Origin of the sequence: Streptomyces odontomachicola (assembly GCF_039605595.1) — a bacterium.
Lineage (GTDB): Bacteria > Actinomycetota > Actinomycetes > Streptomycetales > Streptomycetaceae > Streptomyces.
Genome location: NZ_JBCFOK010000001.1, coordinates 247615 through 267767, shown reverse-complemented (window position 1 = coordinate 267767; position 20153 = coordinate 247615). Strand labels below are relative to the sequence as shown.

Here is a 20153-nt window from a genome sequence, read left to right as displayed (position 1 = left end):
AGGCGGAGAACTCTCAGGCCGAGAGCGCTCAGGCAGAGAGCGCTCAGGCGGAGAGCGGTCCCGCCGTGGTGCCGGTGGCGGCCGCCAGGTCGGGGTAGCAGTCGAAGAGCCTGCGCACACCGAGCGCGGCCAGCACGCGGTTCACATGGGAGCCGTCCACGGCGCCCTGCGCGGGGAGGATCAGCCGGAGGCTGCCCGCACAAGACCGCATCAGCCGGCGCGACGCGATCAGGACACCCACGCCGCTTGAGTCGCAGAACAGCACCTCGGAGAGGTCGAGCACCAGACTGCGGCGCCCCTCGGCCACCGCGTCGTGCACATGCTGGCGCACCGCGGGGGAGGTCACCAGGTCCAGTTCGCCGGAGACCCGGAGGACGGCCCAGTCCCCCCTCTCCTCCTCCAACACCTTCAACGACACTGTTCTCGATTCCCCTTCGGTTGCCCTGCTCCCGTGTGCTGTGGCTCGCATGCGCCTCGGCTGCCCGAGGGGACGCGCTCGAAACCGGTCCCCTTCGTGTCAGACCCCGCCTGGTGCCCCCGTGGTTGCGTCCGGCGGCGAAAGCCAGCGGAATGTGACGTGATCGGTACCATAAGCGATCTCTCCACGGCGCACATTGCCGCAAGGGGGCGTGCGTTGTCCGCCCGCCGCACTACATTCGTGGTGTTGGCGCACGTGACATGGGCGGTACGTACGGGCTGGGGAGCCGTTATGGCGAATGACACACCACCGCGCTGGGACCGGAAGATGCAGCAGCGTCTCGCGCGCGGTGAGGCCGCGGCGCTGGGCGAGCTCTACGACCGCTTCGCCTCCCTGGTGCACAGCCTCGCGCACCGGGTGCTGGACGACGAGGAGGCGGCAGACCGCACGACCCGCGACGTGTTCGCGTACATCTGGGAGAACCCGGAGACGTACGACCCCAAGGAGGGCCCGCTGCGCTCCTGGATCGCGGGCATCACGCAGCGGCAGGCCGCCGGGCGGCTGCGGCAGCAGCACCGCGAGGAGGGCCCGCAGTCGGCCGAGCGGTACGAGCAGATCGAGGAGAAGGTGCGGGCGGCCTCCACCGCGGCGCGCGCCGACTACATCGTGACCTCGATGCCCGCCTCCCTGCGCGCCGCGCTGGAGCTGGCGTACTTCCAGCGCAGGGACTACCGGCAGACCGCGCGGCACCTCGGCGTCACCGAGGACGAGGCGCGGCGCAGACTCCGGCTCGGGCTCCAGCTTCTCTCCTCGGCCATGACCCGGCCGATCCCGGCCCAGCCGCGCGGCCTGGGGCGGCGGGCGTGACCCGGGGGCACGGGCAGGGGCCGCCCGGGCCCGAGGACAGGGACGACCCGGACGCCGCCGGCGCCGCGCCCGGCTGCGGCCGCCGCACCGCGCACGACGAGACCGCGCACGGTGAGACCGCGCACGGCGAAGGGGCCGGCCGCCCCTCCCGGATACCGCCGCAGCGCCCGCAGGCCGGGCACCCGGAGCAGACCGGGCGGCCGGAGCACGCGGGGCAGCCGGACCAGCCGCCTCCGCCGCACGCGGAGGACGGGCCCGCCGTGCCCGAGCAGCACGGGCGGCGGGACGACCGCTACGAGCGAGAAAGCCAGGGCCACACCGGTTTGCCCGTATACGACCACAACGTCCTGAAGTCGCTGCTCGGCGCCTGGGCGTTGGCCGCCTGCTCGGCCGAGGAGACCAGCGCGATCGAGGCGCACCTGACGGACTGCGCCGGGTGCGCCGACGAGGCGCTGCGGCTGCGCGACGCGGTCGGCCTGCTGCATCCCGAGGACAGCCTCGACCTCGACCCGATGCTGCGGGCCCGGGTCCTGGAGCGCTGTCTGGACCGCCGGCCCGCGCGCATACCGATACCGGAGTGGGCCTCCCCGTACGACGCGGAGACGGCGCGCCTGGACGCGCTGCTGCGGGACATGGCCGACGCGGAGTGGCAGGCGCCGGTGCGGCTGCGCTGGTTCGAGGAGGACGAGGAGGCGCGGCGGGACACCACGGTCGCCGGGGTGCTCGGCCACCTCCTGGCGGTGGACGGCCTGGTCGCCACCGTGCTCGGCCTGGACGACCCGCTGGGCGGCGCGGCCGTGCAGCCGCAGGGCCCGGGCACCTTCCCCACGTCCCGCACCGAGGCGTACTGGCGCTCCCCCGCAGCCGACCGCGACCCCTCGGCCGTGCGCGAGGCGTGGCGGGAACAGGGGCACAGCATGGTGCGCACGGTGTCCTTCGCCGGGCGGCCCTCGGCCGGGTTCGACGTGTCCTACGGGGACTTCACGCTGCCGCTCAGGGACGCCTTCCTGGACCGCGCCTTCGAGTGCTGGGTGCACGCGGGCGACATCGCCGAGGCCGTGGACTACCCGTACGAGCTGCCCTCCGGCGACCATCTGAACCTCATGGTCGACCTCGCCGCGCGGCAGCTCCCCGGCACCATCGCGGGGCGCAGGCGCGCGGGGCTCTCGCCGCCGCCCCGCAGGCTCGGTGCCGCGGGGGCTCCCGGCCGCACGCTCCACCTGGAGGTCGAGGGCAGCGGCGGCGGGCACTGGTACATCCCGCTGGACTCCCCCGCAGCCGCTCCCTCGCCGCAGGATCCGGTGGCCCATGTGGCGCTGGACGGAGCGGAGTTCTGCCAGCTCGCGGCGGGCCATGTGGCGCCGCAGGACGCGGCGGCCGGGCAGGACGGCGACCGGGAGGCCATCCGCGACGTGCTGTTCGCGGCGGCCTCGCTGTCCCGGCTGTAGCGGGCCGCCGGCACACGAGCGCCCCGCCCGGTTCGCGTACGGGCGGGGCGCTGCGACGTTCAGGCACTCGTGCCTCAGGCGCTCAGGCGAAGACGACGGTGCGGTGGCCGTTGAGCAGCACGCGGTGCTCGCTGTGCCACTTCACGGCGCGGGCCAGCGCCTGGCACTCCACGTCGCGGCCGACCGCGACGAGCTGCTCGGGCGTGACCTCGTGGCCGACCCGCTCCACCTCCTGCTCGATGATCGGGCCCTCGTCCAGGTCCGCGGTCACGTAGTGGGCGGTGGCGCCGATGAGCTTCACGCCGCGGGCGTGCGCCTGGTGGTAGGGCTTGGCGCCCTTGAAGCTCGGCAGGAAGGAGTGGTGGATGTTGATGATCCGCCCGGACAGCTCCTTGCACAGGGTGTCGGAGAGCACCTGCATGTAGCGGGCGAGCACGACCAGCTCGACGCGCTCCTCCTCGACGATCCGCAGCAGCCGGGCCTCCGCGTCCGCCTTGGTGTCCTTCGTCACCGGGATGTGGTGGAAGGGCACGTCGTACGAGGAGACCAGCTCGGCGAAGTCGGTGTGGTTGGAGACCACGGCGGCGATCTCGACGGGCAGGGCGCCGATCCGGGAGCGGAAGAGCAGGTCGTTGAGGCAGTGCCCGAAGCGGCTCACCATCAGCACGATCCGCATGCGCTCGCCGGCGCGGTGGATCTGCCAGTCCATCTGGAAGGAGTCGCCGACCGCGGCGAAGCTGGCGCGCAGCTTCTCCAGGGAGTCGGCCTCGGCGGCCGAGAAGTGGACCCGCATGAAGAACAGGCCGGTGTCGTGGTCCCCGAACTGCTGGCTGTCCTCGATGTTGCATCCCGTCATGAACAGGAAGCTGGAGACGGCGTGCACGATGCCCTGCTTGTCGGGGCAGGACAGGGTGAGGACGAACTGATCGGGAATGTCCGTATGGGTACCCGTACGGACACCGGACTGCGACTGACTCATGGGGACAAGGTTGGCACATCCCGGCCGGCACCCCCGCCAGGTGTTCCGTCCCGGATGTCCCTGCTCAGGCCGAGCGCGGCACGGCTCGGACCGAGCGCGGCACGGCTCAGACCGAGCGCAGCACCATCGCCAGGACGTCGAGCGAGCGCGGGGGCTCGTCCGGGTCGTCGCCGTCGTTCGCCGCGAGCCGCACGTGCGCGTCCCGGGCCGCGCGCACCGCGTCGGGCCAGCCCTGGTGCTCCAGGTACGAGGCGACAGGGGCGTCCGCGCCGACCTGGTGCATGATCCGCAGCACCCGCAGCACCGCGGTGTCCACCAGCGCGGCCTCCTGGGCGTCCCTGAAGACCGTGCCGACGTACTTCTCCGCCGGCCAGTTGTCCAGCCAGGTGTCCTCGACCAGGCGGTACACCGCGTCCGTCACGTCGCCGTAGCCCTGCAGGCCGGCGGCCCAGCAGTCCTGCTGGAAGGTCATGTCGGAGAGCATGTGCAGCGCCGAACGTACGTTGCAGCGCCAGCGCCACCAGGGCATGTCGTTGACAGGCATGCCGCCCATGGTGCTGGAACGGCGGCCACGCCGGGAAGAGTTCATGGAACCTTGCTGGACAGAAGCTTGCTGCATGGTGCTCGACCATACGTTCCCCGGCGGGCCCGCCGGCACGAGCCCCCACCCCGCCCGCGTTCTACGGCGTTCCCCCGAGTTCACCCCCGCGTCACCACGCGTTGCACCGGCCGCACTCCGGCGTTATGGGCGGACCGGAATGGTACGTGCCCATGACCGCCCGGCGCCCGTCCAGTCCCCGTCCCCGCCGCCCGATACGACTCCGCCGCCGCGGCACAGCGGTCCTGGCCGCGACGGCCGCCTGCGCCTCCCTCGCCTCCCTGCTGGGCGGCTGCGGGCTGCTCCCCGGCACGGCCGCCGCCAGCGACGACCCGGTCACCGTGATGACCTGGGCGCCGGAGGGCACCAACGCGACGAACATGCCCGGCATGCCCGCCATGGCCCAGGCCTACGCGCGCTGGATCAACTCCAAGGGCGGTATCGACGGCCACCCGCTGCGCGTCCTCACCTGCAACGACCACAACGACACGGTGGCCGCGGCGCGCTGCGCCACCCGCGCCGCGAAGGCCGGGGCGGTCGCCGTGGTCGGCTCCTACAGCCAGCACGGCCGCTCCTTCATGTCCGCGCTGGAGGCGCACGGCATCCCGTACATCGGCGGATACGGCGTGGCCGAGGAGGAGTTCACCAGCCCGCTCTCGTACCCGGTGAACGGCGGCGTCCCCGCCCTCATCACCGGCAACGGGCACCAGCTCGCCGCGGGGAACTGCAAGAAGACCGCGCTCGTGCGGCCCGACACCATCGCGGGCGACCAGATGCCCGAGCTGCTCAACGCCGGTCTCGCGGCGCGCGGCGCGGGCCCCGCCACGGACATCAGGGCGCCCGAGGGCGCGACCAACTACGGCAAGCACGCGGAGGAGGCGCTGCGCGCCTCGGGGGCCGACGCCTCGCGGTACGGGTACTCCAAGTACGGCGGCGAGGCGACGGGTTCTTGCGTGACGGCCGTGCTGGGCGGGCGCACCGACACCTTCTTCGACTCCTTCCGGCGGCTCCAGGAGGACAACCCGCGGGTGCGCATCGCCTCCGTGCTGGGCAGCATCCGGCAGTCGCTGGTCAACAGGACCGGCGGCGCCGACAGTCCGCTGGAGGGCGCGTACGCGACCGGCTGGTACCCGGTCGCCGGCGACCACCGCTGGGACCCGATGAAGAAGGTCGTGCGGGAGCACGCCTTCGGCGACAACCGCATCGACACGGCCGACCCCGGCGTCCAGACGACCTGGATCGCCTACACCGTGCTGCGGCAGGTGCTGGACCGCATGGACGGGCAGGAGATCACCGCCAAGTCGGTGCGCAACGCGCTGGACACCGGGAAGCCGGTGGGCACCGGCGGCCTCACCCCGAAGCTGAGCTGGAGCTACCGCGACATGCTCGCGGCGCACGACTTCCCGCGCATCGTGAACACGATGGTCACCTACCAGCGCGTACGCAACGGCCAACTGGTGGCGGTACGAGACGAGTTCGAGAACGTGCAGCGCACCCTGGAGAATCAGGGCGACTGAGGCGCGCGGGCGCCTCGCGCCCGCGGGGCTACAGCTGGCCGAACTCGCGCTTCTTGAGGCCGTACTTCTCGGCCGTCGGGTTCCACGCCCCGGCGGCCTCCTTCTTCGCCGCCGTCGCCTGCCCGCTCGCCGCGTTCCCCGCGGCCGCGTGCTTCGTCGGCTTCGCCTTGCCCTTGTGGCAGCCCTTCTTGCCCTTCTTGGCCACCGCGTCGGCCCACGCCGCGTAGTGGTCGTCGGCCGCGGCCGAGGACTTCCAGGCGCGGGTCAGCGAGGGTTTGAGCGCCGCGATGCCCGGGACCTGGTCGGTCTCCAGCCCGTTCAGCCGCGTGACCAGGCCGTTCCGCTGCTTGGCCGCCGAGCGCAGGTCCTTCGCCGCGCTCCCGAGCGCCTTGCACGACTTGATGTTGTTGACCGAACGGATCACGGCCGTACGGCTGTTGTTGCTGTCGTTCAGCAGCGCGTCGAGCTGCTTGGACTGCTTCTCCGCCGGGTCGGCCTTCTTCGGCTCGCTCTTGGCAGCCGGCGCCGAACCGCCGTCCTTGCCGTCCTCGCCGCCCGAGCTGAACATCGCGCCGGCCACCACGCCGATCACCGCGACCGCCGCGATCCCGCCGCCGATCAGCGCGGCGGTGACCATGCGGGACCGGCTCATGCCCTGACCGCCGCGACCGCCGTGCGCCCCGTGTCCGCCGTGCGGCGCCCCGTACGAGGGCGGGGGCCCGGCCTGCTGGTGACCGGCGGGTCCGGCGGCCTGCTCGAAGACCGGGAGGTTCTGGGTCGAACCGGGGTCGTTGGCCGGGTCGTTCGCTGCCCCGGGCGAGGCGGCGGGCTCGGCGCGGAAGAGGTTCTCGAAACCGGCGGGCGGCTGCGGCGCCCGCTGCTGGGGCTGGGGTTGCGGCTGCGCTTGGGGCTGGGGCTGGGGCTGGGGCTGGCCGTACGCGCCCTGCTGCTGCGCCCCGCCGTTCTCCGGCGGCAGCGGCGTACGCAGCATCGCGGTGGCCTCGGACTCCCCCGCGGCCTGCGCGGCCTGCTGCATGGGGAGCGCCTGCGTGGACTCGGCGTCCGGCTCCGGCATCGGCTGCCCGCCCACCGGCGGCATGTACTGGGTAGCCTCCGCGTCGGCCCCCTGCTGCTCCGGCATCGGCTGCCCGTACGAGCCGTGCGGCCCCTGCGGCATCCGCCGCTGCAACTGCCCGCCCTGCCGGCCCTGTTGTTCCTGCGGCGCGTGCTGGTCCTGCTGTGCGTGCCGGCCCTGCTGCGCGTCCGGTATCCGGAGCGCCTGGGTGGACTCCCCGCCCGGCCCCTCGGGCATCGGCTGCGCGTAGCCGCCGTCCCCGAACTGCTGCTCCTGCGGGGCCTGCTGCCCCTGCGCCGCGGGCATCCCGCCGGGCTGCGGCCAGCCCTGCTGCTGCCCGTACTGCCCGTAATCGGACTGCGGCTGGGGCTGCGCCTGCCGTTGGGGCTGCTGTCCGTACGGCTGCGCCTGCGGCTGCTGTTGGGGCTGCGGCTGCCCGTACGGCTGCGGCGCTGCGTACGGCTGAGGCTGCTGCTCATGCGGCTGGGGCTGCGGCTGACCGTGGCCCTGGCCCTGCCCCTGGTAGTCGGGGAGGGGCTGGGCTCCCGGCTGCGGGGCCTGGCCCTGGCCCTGGCCCGGCTGGGGCATGGGGCCCGGCTGATACCCGTACTCCTGCTGCTGGGGCTGGGGCTGGGGCTGCCCGTACTCCTGCTGCGGAGGCGGATAGCCGTAACCGCCCTGATGCCCCTGCTGGTGGGCCTGCGGGGCCGCCTCCGGCATCGGCGGCGCGTGCTGCGGCATCGGCGGGGGCGTCACTGGCGGGGCGTGGGCCTCACCGCCCTGCTGCGCGTTCCCGGCGTTCCCGGACCCGGCCTCGTACCACTGCTGGGGCTGCTGGCCCTGCTGCTGAGGCTGCTGCCCGTACTGCTGCTGCTCCTGCTGCTGCGGCGGCGGGGAGCCCCAACTCCCGGGCGAAACGGGCGATCCCGAACCGCCGGGCTGCGGCGCCGCTGCGGCCTCCGGCCCCCAGGGCTCGCCCCACGGCTGCCCGGCCGGGGGCTGGGTGTGCTGCGGCGCCGACTGCGAGGCGCGGCGCTGGTCCTCGAGGGTCCACGGGTCGCCGTTGGCCGGCAGCACGACACCCTCGTAGAGGGGCTCGTCGCCCTGTCCACGTCCGTTCTGCGCTGTCACCGGGGCTCCTCGATCAACCTTGCTTCCGGAATCGTCGGGTCACGCTACCGGGTCGCTCGGATGCTCGACCACGCCCCCGATGGGGGGACACCGCCCCTTGGCCTCATTTAGACCCCGTAGAGCCCCGTACACCTCCGTACCCACGCAAAAGCCCGCATCGCGACCGTCCCCGCTGGTCATGCAGCCGGTCGCGACGCCGGTCCCGGTCCGTGTCCTCCGTCACGCGGCCGTCACGCGACGGCCGCCAGGTCGAGGCGCGCGGAGAACTCGCGCACCGCGCGCTCCTGGCCGAACGGCTGGAGACGCTGCCGGAACGCCTCCAGGTACTCCAGGCCGCGGCTGGAGCGCAGCCCGGTCAGCAACTGCGCCGCCTTGGTGCCCGTATGGCAGGCGTGATCGATGTCACGCTGCTGCAACTGCGCCTCGGCGAGCAGGAAGAGCCCGATGGCGCGGCGCCGTGCGCGGCTCTCCGGCAGCGCGGCCAGGGCCCGTTCGGCCTGCTGGGTGGCCTCCCGGGGCTGGCTCAGGTCGCGGTGGCAGTGGGCGAGTTCGTCCGCGAGGTACGCGCGGTCGAAGTGGCCGATCCAGGACGGGTCGTCGCCGGAGTCGGGCTGGTTCTCGACGCGCTCCATCGCGGCCTCGGCGCGCGAGGTGAGCTCCCGGCAGGCCCGCGCGTCGCCCATCAGCGCGTGCCCGCGCGCCTCGGCGGCGCAGAACATCGTCTCCGCGCGCGCCGTCACCTGCCCCCGTGCGCCCTCCTGTGCCGCGCGCGCCAACTGCGCGATCTCCCGCGGATTCCCGAGCGAGGCGGCGAGATGGCTCATTCCGGCGGCCAGCACATAGCCGCCGTACGCCCGGTCGCCCGCGGCCTGCGCGAGCCGCAGCGCCTGGATGTAGTAGCGCTGCGCGAGGCCGTGCTGCCCGGTGTCCACGGCCATGTAGCCCGCGAGTTCGGTGAGCCGCGAGACGGCCGCGAACAGCGCGCGCCCCACGGCCTCCTTGTACGAGCCCGAAAGCAGCCCGGACACCACGCTGTTGAGGTAGTGCACGACCACCGGGCGGATGTGCCCGCTGCCGAAGCGGTGGTCCAGCGCCGACAGGGACTCGGTCGTCGCCTGAACGGCCGCCACGTCGGCCATTCCGATGCGGGCGCCCGCGCTCCGCGCGACCTGCCCGTCCGGCGCGCTGATCAGCCAGTCCCTGCTGGGTTCGACCAGCGCGGAGACCGCGACCGACGAGCCGGTGAGGAAGTCGCGCCGCCCCACGTCGCTGCGCCACAGCTCGCACACCTGCTCCACGGCGCCGAGCACGGTCGGCGCGAACTGGAGGCCCACGCCCGAGGCGAGGTTCTTCCCGTTCGCCATGCCGATCTCGTCGATGGTGACCGTGCGCCCCAGCTTCCGGCCCAGCGCCTCGGCGATGATGCCCGGCGCACGCCCGCGCGGCTGCTGACCGCGCAGCCAGCGCGCCACCGAGGTCTTGTCGTAACGGAGGTCGAGCCCGTGCTCCGTTCCGCAGACGTTGACGCGGCGCGCCAGTCCCGCGTTGGAACAGCCAGCTTCCTGAATGAGCGCCTGCAGCCTTTCGTTGGGCTGCCGCGCGACGAGCGGCCTGGCGGCCATGTGATCCCCCTCCGGTGAAGGCATTGGTTGATCACTGCCCCGTGCATATACGGAAGATTCAGCGGAGATTCGGAGAAATCATCTGCTTCACAGGGCAATGCACCAGGAGGGTGAACTACCCGCCCACACCGGTCGTTTGCGCACGCGCCCCTGCCGATGCTTCCGTGCGCCGTGCCGGACATCCCGTGCGACCGGGCCCTGACGTGCTCTTTCGTGTCCTCGCGGGGCGGTGGCGCACCCCTCCCGCGCGGCCCGCGCACCCCCGTAACCCTTGCTGGGGCCGGGAGTTGTGATGTTCGTGGAAGAGACCATGGGAGTCACCTCAGGAGTCACTGCAACCCCGCACATCCCCGCCCAGCACCAGCCCGGCGAAACCCCGCTCGACCATGCGGTGCGGTACGCCGAGGAGCGGCACTGGGACGTGTTCCCCGGCACCTGGCTGGAGTCCGTCGAGGGCACGGCGCGGTGCAGCTGCGGCGAGACCGGCTGCCCCGCGCCCGGCGCACACCCCGCCGGACGGCACTGGGCCTCCGAGGCCAGCGGCAGCGTCTCGGCGCTGCGCAGACTGTGGGCGCAACACCCCCACGCCTCCGTGCTGTTGCCCACGGGCCGCACCTTCGACGCCGTCGACGTGCCGGAGGGCGCCGGCTGCCTGGCGCTCGCCAGGATGCGCCGGCTGCGGCTCACCCAGGGCCCGGTGACCAGCACACCTGACGGCCGGATGCTCTTCTTCGTACTGCCCGGCGGCGCGGCCAAGGTCCCCGATCTCGTACGGAAGCTGGGCTGGGCCCCCGGGATGCTGGACCTGCGCCCGCTCGGCGAGGGCGGCTGGCTGGCCGCGCCCCCGAGCAGGGTGGGCGGGCGCGGCTCCGTGCAGTGGGCGTGCGCTCCGACGGCGGCGAACCGCTGGCTGCCCGACGCGGACGAGCTCCTGCCGCCGCTGGCCTACGCATGCGGGCGCGAACGCGCCGGCTAGGCCGTCGGGCCCCTCCCCCACGAGGGTCGTCCCTCGTGATCCCGACGCCGCTTCCCGCTCAACGCCCTCTCCGCCGCGGCGGCCCCCCTTGCGTGCGCCGCGGCGCCGGGCCCGAGCCGCGCCGAGACCGCCGACCGGGCCCGCTCGCCTCGCCTGCCGCTGCGGCGGGCACCTCAGGTTTCCGCCGCAGCGGTGCTACTCCGTCGTCAGGACCGCCTGGAGGAAGGGCTCGACCACGCGGCGCCAGTCGGCCGGCTGGTCGTAGTGCACCAGGTGGCCCGCGTCCGGGACCTCGGCGTAGATCCCGCGCGGCAGCACCCGCACCATCTCCTGCGCCTCCGCGCGGCCCAGCTCCCCGTCGATGCCGCGCACCACGAGGGTCGGGCACTGGACCTGGGCGAGCTCGTCCCAGTGCGCGTCGTGCACCCACGCCTCGCGCACGGCCAGCATCTGGCGCCGCGAGAACACCGGGCGCCACCCGTCGGCGCGCTCCGCCATGACCTCGGAGTAGAACTCGCCGCGCGCCACGCTCGGACGCTCCAGCACCGGGTCGTCCTCGCCGAACCACTTGCGCACGTCGGCCAACGTCGCGAACGGCACGGGCCAGGACCTGTACCACTCGGTCCACTCGCGCTGCGACTGCTCGCCCAGCGCCGAGGCGCGCATGTCGCAGATCACCAGCGCGTGCACCAAGTCGGGACGCTTGGCCGCGAGTTGCCAGGCGGTGAGGGCTCCCATCGAGTGGCCGACGACCGCGACGGGGGCGAGCCCGAGCTGTTCGATGGCGGCCTCGGCGTCGGCGACGAACGACTCCCTGTCGTACGGACCCTCGGACGGCTTGTCGCTGCGGCCGTGCCCCCGCTGGTCGAGGCCGACCGCGCGATAGCGCCCCGACAGCCAGCGCGCCGTGCTCGCCCAGTGCGAGGCGCGGCCCATCAGGCCGTGCAGCAGCAGCACTCCGGGCGGCTGCCGCAGCCGTGACCGCCCGTCACCGGCGGCGGCCGTCCCGTCCTGCCCGGTGTCCTGCTCGTGGCTCCCCTTCGGCGGGTCGGCGAACTCCCAGGCGGCGAGCCGGACTCCGTCCACGCCGGTTACATCGATCCGTCGCACCATGCGTCTTGGCACCCCCACTCCTCTGACCGCGGCGTCACGCTATCGAACTTCTATTCGAAAGAATCCGTCTCCTGGGGAACACCCCTCGTATGAGTGACCTGAGTCCGGGATTCGCCGGCGCGGGCCGGGGGAGACAGCTTCCGGGAGGGAGGCCGACCCTGAGAGCTCGGGGCTCCGGGTCGCACAGGGTGGGGAAGCGGGGCCCCGGACGCCCATGGCGCCGGGGCCCCTGCCATGCGTGAAGTTGTCGCCGCCCGCGCAACGGCCGAAGCCCTCGGCTCCGGCCGCGCCTTCTCCCCCGGGGCCGCGCACCGGACCTCCGCCCGCCCGCGCGGGGCGCAGCACATCCACCGGCGCGGCCCGGTGTGGAACGTGCCGGTCCATGAACGGCTCCCCTCCCCGCGCGTCAGTGCGTCTGCCTCAGCGTTGCACGACGCGAAACGCGGGCGCTCGGTTTCACCCAACTCCGGTACGAGCAGGGACGGTCCGGACGTTTCCGAACCGCCCAAAACCCCGCAAAGGGCCAGTTCAGCGGGGTTGTCTTCGCCGGGCAGGGGAAATCTGCGTAGGCGAATTGACGCGGCGCACCGCAGGGGTGCGCGTGACGGGTGCGCGCCCCGCGGTGGTCAAGCGCGCGGCGCGCCCGGATCGGCGCCGGACCCGGCGCCGAGCTCAGCGCTGGGCGACGAAGACTCAGCGCTTGGCGACGAAGACGTGTCCCGCGATGTCCGCGTCGAGCTCGGCCGCCTCGCCGCTGCTGCCGATCTGGACGCCGCCGGCGGAGCCGGAATTGACGCTGACGACGGCGCCGGGCTGCACGCCGGCGCGGCGCAGGGTGTACATCAGCTGGGCGTCCATCTGGATGGGCTCGCCGATGCGGCGCACCACCACGGTCTTGCCGTCGGCGCCCGGGTCGAGGTCGCTCAGGCTGACCATGCCCTCGTCGAGGAAGGGGTCGGCCTCCAGCTTCTCGCCCAGCTCCTCCAGGCCCGGGATGGGATTGCCGTACGGCGACTCGCTGGGGTGCCGCAGCAGCTCCAGCACCCGGCGCTCCACGGCCTCGCTCATCACGTGCTCCCAGCGGCAGGCCTCGGCGTGCACCTGCTCCCACTCCAGGCCGATCACGTCGACCAGCAGGCACTCGGCGAGCCTGTGCTTGCGCATCACGCGGGTGGCGAGCCTGCGGCCCTCGTCGGTGAGGTCGAGGTGCCGGTCGCCGGCGATGGTGACCAGCCCGTCGCGCTCCATGCGTGCCACCGTCTGGGAGACCGTCGGGCCGCTCTGGTCGAGCCGCTCGGCGATGCGGGCACGCATGGGGACCACGCCCTCTTCTTCCAGCTCCAGGATGGTGCGGAGATACATCTCCGTGGTGTCGATCAGTCCGGACATGCGTGCCCCTCGTCAGTTCGTGCGGTGGCCCTGGCATCAATTCTGACGCATCGCACTGACAACCGTGCCGCCTCCGTCCACGAGGGCCCGTACGGGGAGGTGCCGCGGCCCCCGGGCGCACCCCGCGAGGCGCCGCGCGGGCGGGCCGCACGCGTATTGACAGGCCCTTGGTCCAGACCTCAACGTGATCGCGGCAGGGGGACCGTCCACGCGGCACAACCGAACACGAGGGGCAGGCGGCATGAGCGGAAACGGCCTGGCGGGAGACTTCTTCGACGCCGCGATCGGGCTGCTGCGCACGGTGCGGGACGCGGAGGAGGACCGGCTCGCCGAGGCCGGGAAGCTGATCGCGGACACCGTGGCCGACGGCGGCCGGGTCTTCGCCTTCGGCGCGGGGCACTCCTCGCTGCCCGCGCAGGACGTGGTCTACCGGGCCGGGGGCCTCGCCGTGATGAACCTGCTGCCGGTGCCGGGTGTGGTGGGCGTCGACGTACGGCCCGCGACGCTCGGCAGCGCGCTGGAGCGGGTCGCGGGGCTGGCCGGCACGGTCCTGGACTCCAGCCCGGCGCGGCCGGGCGACGTGCTGATCGTGATCTCGCTGTCCGGGCGGAACGCGCTGCCCGTGGAGATGGCGATGAACGCGCGGGCGCTGGGCCTCAAGGTCGTCGGGCTGACCTCGGTGGCGTATGCGGAGGGCACGAAGTCGCGGCACACCACCGGCACCTTCCTCAAGGACCACTGCGACGTGGTGCTGGACAACCACATCGCGGTGGGCGACGCGGAGCTCGCCTCGGACGCCGTCGGCGCGCCCTTCGCACCCGCCTCCACGGTGGTGACCAGCGCGATGATGCAGGCCGTCGTGGCGACGGCGGCCGGGGCGCTGGCCGAGCGCGGCATCACCCCGCCCCTGCTGCGCTCGGGCAACGTGGACGGCGGCCACGACTGGAACGCGAAGGTCATGGACGAATACGCGGACCGGATCTTCTACCGCTGACAGCCCCGGGCCCGTGACAGCCCCGGGCGCGGGGCTCGGGCACGCGGGCTCAGGCGCGCGGGCTCAGGGCGTCACCGTCAGGGACAGGTCGACCGCGGCGGCCAGGCGGACCGCGATGTCCTCGGCGTACGCCGCGTCGCTGCGGTCGAAGGTGCTGCGGCTGCGGCCCCGGAGGAAGGTGACCACGCCCAGCGTGCGGCCCCTGCTGCGCAGCACCGTGCACAGGCCGTGGACCGTGCCGTCGGGCCACTTGCGCACCTCGGCCCAGCGCGGCGCGGGCACCGAGCCCGCGCTGGTCCGCACCGAGCCGCACCGCTCGTACGCCTGGAGCGCGGGGTGGCCCGTCGCGTACCCGACCGGGATGCCGCTGGCGAAGCGGGGCTCGACCGGGGGCACGGGGCCGGGCGCCGAGACCGGGGTGGCCGCCGTGCGCACCAGCCGGGGCGGCGCCTCGGTGTGCGGGTCGCCGGGGGTGCCGGGGCTCGCGCCGGGGGCGCCGCCGTCGCCCGCGATCAGGTCGAGCAGCGCGTGGTCGGCGAAGCCCGCGAGCGCGAAGTCGAGGTGGACGGTGACGGCCTCCATCGGGTCCTCGCACTCGGCGGCGGCGCGGGCCGCGCGGTGCAGTTGGTTGTCGCGGAAGCGGAGCCTGGCCGCCTCCTGCTCGAACCGCTTGGTCTCGGTGACGTCGGTGAACACCCAGGCCACGCCCAGCGGCACGGGCTCCTCGGCGAGCGGCGAGGCGAGCCGGAGGAAGCCGCTGCGCAGGCACCGGCGCTGGGCGGGCTCCTGGGGCTCGGCGGGGTCGGCGCCCTGTCCCGCACTCGGCCCCGCTCCCGCGTCCGTACCAGGAAAGCCCTGGTCGGCAGGGGTGCCGCCCGCTGCGCCGCCCGGGCGCAGGGTCACCCAGATCTCGGCCGGCGCGGGCGGGGCACCCTCGGCGAGGACGTGCTGGAGCGCGCCCTCCAGCTCCTCGACGCCCTGCTCGACGAACTCGCCGAGCGGGCGCCCGAGCATGCCCGAGCGCGAGCTGCGGAAGGTCTGCGCCGCGTGCACGTTGGCGACCGCGAGCCGCAGGTCGGCGTCGACCAGCACGACGCCCCACGAGGCGTCCTCGAACAGCGCCTCGCTGAGCGCGATCGAGCGCTCCAGGTCGATCTGGGCGTGCACCTCGCTGAACGCGCAGTACACACCGGAGGGGCGGCCGTCGGCGCCGGTCACGCCGGAGGACTGGGTGCGCACCAGCACCCTGCCGCCGTCCTTGGTCACCAGCGCGAACTCGTGCACCTGGCGCCCCGGCGCGTGCATCGCGCCGAGCAGCCTGGACTCGACCTCCTCGGCGTCCGCGCTGCGCACCGCCCAGCCCGCCAGGCCGCGGCGGCCGACCGCCTCCTCGTGGGACCAGCCGAGGATGCGCTCGGCCTCCCTGTTCCAGTGGGTGACCACGCCGTCGGCGTCGAACGCGCAGAGCGCCGCGTCCATGCCGTCGAGCAGCGCGGCCAGCAGAAGTTCGTCGTCTGCGCCCCCTCCGTCCCCGTCGGAAGAGGAGGCGGAGTGGGTCTGGGACTGAGCTGCCACCTGAACACCCCCCGGCTGAGCACGCCCTCGCCGCGTGCATCCCTCATTCAACGCGAACGTGACCCAGCACACACCGGAATCCCGAAAATCGTTGCCGCCCCGAAATTCGATTGCGGGGCCTCCGGCGGATGCCTAGCGTGCGGGGCACACGAGAAAGGAGGTGATCCGGAAGATGATTTCTCACCGGACGCGTGAGGTGGCTGCGGCCTAGCGCCGACGCCACAGTGTGACGCCGGTTCGCCCGGCCAATCTCCAAGCAGTCACCCGGCCCGTGGGCTCGTCGGACTCGTCCGACCGACGCCTTCCGCCTCGGCGGGAGGAGTCGCCCACGGGCCGTCTGCGTGTCTGCGTGTGTGTACGGAGCGCCCTCAGGGGCAGAGGCGTTCGACGGTCCAGCCCTTGCCCTCGGCGTCCTGGCCTGCGCCCTCGGCCCGTACGTAGCGGAGCCGGTCGTGCAGGCGGTTCTCGCGGCCCTGCCAGAACTCGACCGTCTCGGGGCGTACGCGGAAGCCGCCCCACTGCGGCGGCGCGGGGACGTCCTCGCCCTCCGGATAGCGGGCCGCCAAGTCCTCGTACAGCCGGTCCAGTTCCTCGCGGGAGGCGACGGGCGCCGACTGGTCGCTGGCCCACGCGCCGAGCTGGGAGCCGTGCGGGCGGGTGCGGAAGTACGCGGCGGTCTCGTCCCTCCCGGTGTGCTCGGCCGTGCCGCAGACGATCACCTGCCGGGCGATGCCGTGCCAGGGGAAGAGCAGCGAGACGTGCGGGTTGGCGTCCAGTTCCGTTCCCTTGCGGGAGCCGTAGTGGGTGAAGAAGACGAAGCCGCGCTCGTCGTACTGCTTGAGCAGCACGGTGCGGGAGCTGGGCCTGCCGTCCGCGTCGGCCGTGGAGACGACCATCGCGTTCGGCTCGTGCAGCCCGCTGTCGGCGGCGTCGGTGAACCACCGCGTGAACTGCGCGTACGGGTCGGGCGCCAGGTCCGGCTCGGACAATCCCTGCGCGCGGTAGTGGGCGCGCATGCTCGCCGGGTCGAGCGTCGTGCCGGAGAGCGTACGGAGGGGCCGGTCAGCGGGGCTGCGCACGGACGGGGTGCGAGGCACTCGGTCTGCGTCATCGTCGGCGTGAGGCACGCGCATATCTTGCAGCATGTCCGCGTCCGGCCCCGAAGCCGCGTACCCCGCAGGCACGTTGGCACGTCACGGGGGCTGTTGCGGGAGTTACGGCCGTTCAGTGTGCCCACCCTTGTGGCGCGCTACTCCTCTCGCGCGCGCGACGGGCCTGTGCCGCTTCTCACCCTTCCCCAGCGCGCGTGTGACGGACGAGAATCGCCGTTCCCGAGGGGGCAGTACGCCGTCTACCGGCGACTATCGTGTACGGCCCGCCGGGCCGGATGAGCATCCGCCGCACGGGGCATCAGCGAGGCAGGGACGGCCGGCAGGCCGCAGCGCACGGGACCGCTGCCCGTAAGCCTCGGCCGCCCCGCCTCCATGACCAGCCAGACCGGCGGCCGAGCCGCCGGCAGCACACGAGGGAGCCGCCTGATGTCCGACTTCGTACCCGGGCTCGAGGGTGTCGTCGCGTTCGAGACGGAGATCGCCGAGCCCGACAAGGAGGGCGGCGCGCTGCGCTACCGCGGCGTGGACATCGAGGACCTGGTGGGCCACGTGTCCTTCGGGAACGTGTGGGGCCTGCTGGTCGACGACAGCTTCCAGCCGGGGCTGCCGCCCGCCGAGCCGTTCCCGATCCCGGTGCACTCCGGGGACATCCGCGTGGACGTGCAGTCCGCGCTGGCCATGCTGGCGCCGGTGTGGGGCCTGCGGCCGCTGCTGGACATCGACGAGAAACAGGCGCGCGACGACCTGGCGCGCGCCGCGGTGATGGCGCTCTCGTACGTGGCGCAGTCGGCGCGCGGTCAGGGGCTGCCGATGGTGCCGCAGCGGGAGATCGACAAGGCGGACACGGTCGTCGAGCGGTTCATGCGGCGCTGGCGCGGTGAGCCGGACCCGAAGCATGTGGCGGCGGTCGACGCGTACTGGACCTCGGCGGCCGAGCACGGACTGAACGCGTCGACGTTCACGGCGCGGGTCATCGCGTCGACCGGCGCCGATGTGGCCGCCTCCCTCTCGGGGGCCGTCGGCGCGATGTCAGGGCCGCTGCACGGGGGCGCGCCTTCCCGCGTCCTGCACATGATCGAGGAGATCGAGCGGACCGGGGACGCGCGGGCCTACGTGAAGCGCCAACTCGACAAGGGCGAGCGGCTGATGGGCTTCGGGCACCGCGTGTACCGGGCCGAGGACCCGCGTGCGCGGGTGCTGCGGCGTACGGCGAAGGAGCTGGGGGCGCCGCGGTACGAGGTGGCCGAGGCGCTGGAGCGCGCTGCGTTGGCCGAGCTGCGGGAGCGGCGTCCCGACCGCGTGCTGGAGACGAACGTGGAGTTCTGGGCGGCGATCGTCCTGGACTTCGCCGAGGTCCCGGCCCACATGTTCACGTCGATGTTCACGTGCGCGCGGACGGCGGGGTGGTCGGCGCACATCCTTGAGCAGAAGCGGACGGGGCGGCTTGTGCGGCCTTCGGCGCGGTATGTGGGGCCGGCGACGCGTGAGGCGGGGTCGATCCCGCGCTGAGTGCGGTTCGCGGGTGCGCTGCGTGTGGACGCTTCACGTCTTGACCGCCGGTCGGGCCCGCGTGTGGTCGCCTCCCGCTGCGGCGGGATGTGTGTGGGTGGTTCCGACTGCCTTGTGAGTGACGGCCCGCCCTACGACGCTCCGCGCCTCCGGCCGGGCCTTGCTCCGCACAAGGCTGTGGTCGGCCTCCGTACGAGCTGTGGGCATTCGTTCCGCTGGGGCGGAACGGGTGGGCACAGCGGACGCAACGCCCCCGCCCCCGTCGCCACGAGCGGGACGGGGGCCCGGGGCGGAGCCCCGGTACCTACGTGACCGGTACCTCCGTGCGGGCGTCCGCGGAGGTACCGGACTCCGCCGGGTCGGACGACAGGGAGTCGATCAGGGCCGCGCGCGCCGCGCTCGGCTCGGGGCGTACGAGGCCGACCACCACGTACAGCACCAAAGAAGTCAGCACGGGAATGCCGACCGTCATCGTCTCGGTCGCGCCGTCGACGCCCCACGACAAATAGCCCCACACCGCCATCCCACCGGCCCACGAAACGAGCGCCGCCCACGGCCCGTTCCGCTTGAACCACGGCAGGAGCCCCAGCATCAGCGGGATCGAGATCGGCCCCATCGTCGCCGCGACGATGCTGACCACGACGGTCATGATGAAGCCGTTCGGGTCGCTGAACAGCGCGAAGCACATGCTGACCGTCACGAAGGCGACCGTGGTGATGCGCGCGAAGAGGAGTTCGCCGCGCTCCGAGAGCCGGTTCACGCGCGGCACCAGCACCGGCACCAGGTCCCGCGTGATGACCGCGGTGATCACGTTGGAGTCGGAGGCCACCATGGCCATCGTGTGCGAGAAGAAGCCGGCGAGGAGCAGCCCGATCAGGCCCGTGGGCAGCAGCTCCTGGGCAAGCCGGATGTAGGACTGCTCACCGTCCGCGAGCCCCGGCACGATCAGCGGCGCGGCGATCATCGGGATGAAGAGGATCAGCGGCCAGACCAGCCACAGCGCGCTGGACAGCAGCGCGGACTTCTTCGCGCGGGAGCCGGACGGCGCCGCCATGTAGCGCTGCGCCAGATTCCACATCCCGCCGTTGTACTCGAAGGTCTTCACCAGCAGGAACGCCATGATCAGCCCGGTCGTGACGGTCCCGTTGACCGGGTCGGAGTGGCTGGCGGGCAGCCGGTCCCACATCGTCCACAGCATGGAGAAGCCGCCCAGATGGGCCATGACGGCGACCAGCATGGCGATCCCGGCGACGGCCTGGATCACGAACTGGCCGAAGTCGGTGAGCACATCGGCCCACAGCCCGCCGAAGGCCATGTAGAACATGGTGCACACGCCGGTGATCGCGATCCCCCACACCAGCGGGATGTGCGCGAAGCCCTGGAGCAGCACGGCGATGGCCACCCACTTGGCCGCGATGTCCACGACCTTGAGCGCGGCCCCGCTGTAGGCCAGCACCTGCTGGGTGGGCAGGTTGTAGCGCTGGGCCAGGTACGCCAGCGGGGAGTTGACGCCGTGTTTGGCACGCAGCCTGTTCCAGCGCGGCGCGAAGAGGAAGGCGCCAACGCCGATGCCGAGCCCGATGGTCATCGGCCACCAGAAGTAGACGGTGATCCCGGAGTCGTACGCGACCGCCGCGAAGGTCACGAACATGATGGCGCTGTAGCCGGACATGTGGTGCGAGATCCCGGACAGCCACCAGGGGATGCGGCCGCGTGCGGTGAAGAAGTCGGCGACGTTGGAGATGCGCCGCTTGGACCAGAGGCCGATGCCGACCATGACGAAGAAGTAGCCACCGAGAACGACCCAGTCCGGTGTGGACATCGCGGCTC

At 73.1% G+C, this 20153-nt stretch carries 16 protein-coding genes; 6 read left to right on the top strand and 10 right to left on the bottom strand.

All coding sequences use genetic code 11. The features are described from left to right. Positions 1-43 precede the first annotated feature (43 nt). Entirely contained in the window at positions 44-418 is a 375-nt protein-coding gene (locus ABEE00_RS01335; RefSeq protein WP_345743278.1) for an STAS domain-containing protein, read from the bottom strand. 291 nt (positions 419-709) lie between these two features. Here ABEE00_RS01335 and ABEE00_RS01330 point away from each other — a divergent pair, with 291 nt between their 5' ends. Together ABEE00_RS01330 and ABEE00_RS01325 are read left to right on the top strand one after the other, a co-directional pair. Further along, the gene (locus tag ABEE00_RS01330) at positions 710-1285 is read left to right on the top strand and encodes a sigma-70 family RNA polymerase sigma factor (protein ID WP_345743277.1); all 576 of its coding nucleotides are present in this window, start codon (positions 710-712) and stop codon (positions 1283-1285) included. Continuing rightward, positions 1282-2733, top strand: coding sequence for a maleylpyruvate isomerase N-terminal domain-containing protein (locus ABEE00_RS01325; RefSeq protein WP_451918472.1), 1452 nt, complete (start codon positions 1282-1284; stop codon positions 2731-2733). Before ABEE00_RS01330 ends, ABEE00_RS01325 begins: the two co-directional genes overlap by 4 nt. Positions 2734-2815: 82 nt before the next feature. Here ABEE00_RS01325 and purU read toward each other — a convergent pair whose 3' ends face one another. After that, on the bottom strand, positions 2816-3712 hold the full coding sequence (gene purU / locus ABEE00_RS01320; protein ID WP_345743276.1) for a formyltetrahydrofolate deformylase: 897 nt from the start codon (positions 3710-3712) through the stop codon (positions 2816-2818). Positions 3713-3818: 106 nt separating this feature from the next. Then, positions 3819-4301 (bottom strand): SCO4402 family protein, encoded by a 483-nt coding sequence (locus ABEE00_RS01315; protein ID WP_451918471.1) that lies wholly within the window; start codon positions 4299-4301, stop codon positions 3819-3821. A 182-nt stretch (positions 4302-4483) separates the two neighbouring features. Between ABEE00_RS01315 and ABEE00_RS01310 the strand changes: the two genes are divergently transcribed. After that, positions 4484-5827 carry an ABC transporter substrate-binding protein gene (locus ABEE00_RS01310; RefSeq protein ID WP_345743274.1) on the top strand — a complete coding sequence of 448 codons (1344 nt, stop codon included), beginning with the start codon at positions 4484-4486 and terminating at the stop codon, positions 5825-5827. Positions 5828-5855: 28 nt separating this feature from the next. Here ABEE00_RS01310 and ABEE00_RS01305 read toward each other — a convergent pair whose 3' ends face one another. Both ABEE00_RS01305 and ABEE00_RS01300 read right to left on the bottom strand, forming a co-directional pair. Then, complete coding sequence (locus ABEE00_RS01305; RefSeq protein ID WP_345743273.1) at positions 5856-8033, bottom strand: hypothetical protein; 2178 nt, start codon at positions 8031-8033, stop codon at positions 5856-5858. Positions 8034-8263: 230 nt separating this feature from the next. After that, the gene (locus ABEE00_RS01300) at positions 8264-9655 is read right to left on the bottom strand and encodes an NsdA family TPR-like regulatory protein (RefSeq protein WP_345743272.1); all 1392 of its coding nucleotides are present in this window, start codon (positions 9653-9655) and stop codon (positions 8264-8266) included. Positions 9656-9965: 310 nt separating this feature from the next. Here ABEE00_RS01300 and ABEE00_RS01295 point away from each other — a divergent pair, with 310 nt between their 5' ends. Continuing rightward, positions 9966-10631, top strand: coding sequence for a bifunctional DNA primase/polymerase (locus tag ABEE00_RS01295; RefSeq protein ID WP_345743271.1), 666 nt, complete (start codon positions 9966-9968; stop codon positions 10629-10631). Positions 10632-10826: 195 nt separating this feature from the next. Here ABEE00_RS01295 and ABEE00_RS01290 read toward each other — a convergent pair whose 3' ends face one another. Both ABEE00_RS01290 and ABEE00_RS01285 read right to left on the bottom strand, forming a co-directional pair. Continuing rightward, the gene (locus ABEE00_RS01290) at positions 10827-11744 is read right to left on the bottom strand and encodes an alpha/beta fold hydrolase (protein WP_345743270.1); all 918 of its coding nucleotides are present in this window, start codon (positions 11742-11744) and stop codon (positions 10827-10829) included. 693 nt (positions 11745-12437) lie between these two features. Continuing rightward, positions 12438-13133 (bottom strand): iron-dependent transcriptional repressor DtxR, encoded by a 696-nt coding sequence (locus ABEE00_RS01285; RefSeq protein ID WP_345743269.1) that lies wholly within the window; start codon positions 13131-13133, stop codon positions 12438-12440. Positions 13134-13374: 241 nt separating this feature from the next. Between ABEE00_RS01285 and ABEE00_RS01280 the strand changes: the two genes are divergently transcribed. Continuing rightward, positions 13375-14127 carry an SIS domain-containing protein gene (locus ABEE00_RS01280; protein WP_345743268.1) on the top strand — a complete coding sequence of 251 codons (753 nt, stop codon included), beginning with the start codon at positions 13375-13377 and terminating at the stop codon, positions 14125-14127. Between the two features lie 63 nt (positions 14128-14190). On the opposite strand, the gene ABEE00_RS01275 is transcribed toward ABEE00_RS01280, so the two are convergent. Beyond that, the gene (locus ABEE00_RS01275) at positions 14191-15702 is read right to left on the bottom strand and encodes a PAS domain-containing protein (protein ID WP_345743267.1); all 1512 of its coding nucleotides are present in this window, start codon (positions 15700-15702) and stop codon (positions 14191-14193) included. Positions 15703-16070: 368 nt separating this feature from the next. Further along, positions 16071-16718 (bottom strand): pyridoxamine 5'-phosphate oxidase, encoded by a 648-nt coding sequence (gene pdxH, locus ABEE00_RS01270; RefSeq protein WP_345743529.1) that lies wholly within the window; start codon positions 16716-16718, stop codon positions 16071-16073. 522 nt (positions 16719-17240) lie between these two features. Here pdxH and ABEE00_RS01265 point away from each other — a divergent pair. Beyond that, on the top strand, positions 17241-18323 hold the full coding sequence (locus ABEE00_RS01265; RefSeq protein WP_345743266.1) for a citrate synthase 2: 1083 nt from the start codon (positions 17241-17243) through the stop codon (positions 18321-18323). Between the two features lie 304 nt (positions 18324-18627). On the opposite strand, the gene ABEE00_RS01260 is transcribed toward ABEE00_RS01265, so the two are convergent. Continuing rightward, positions 18628-20145 carry a sodium:solute symporter family protein gene (locus tag ABEE00_RS01260; protein WP_345743265.1) on the bottom strand — a complete coding sequence of 506 codons (1518 nt, stop codon included), beginning with the start codon at positions 20143-20145 and terminating at the stop codon, positions 18628-18630. Between the last annotated feature and the right edge of the window lie 8 nt (positions 20146-20153).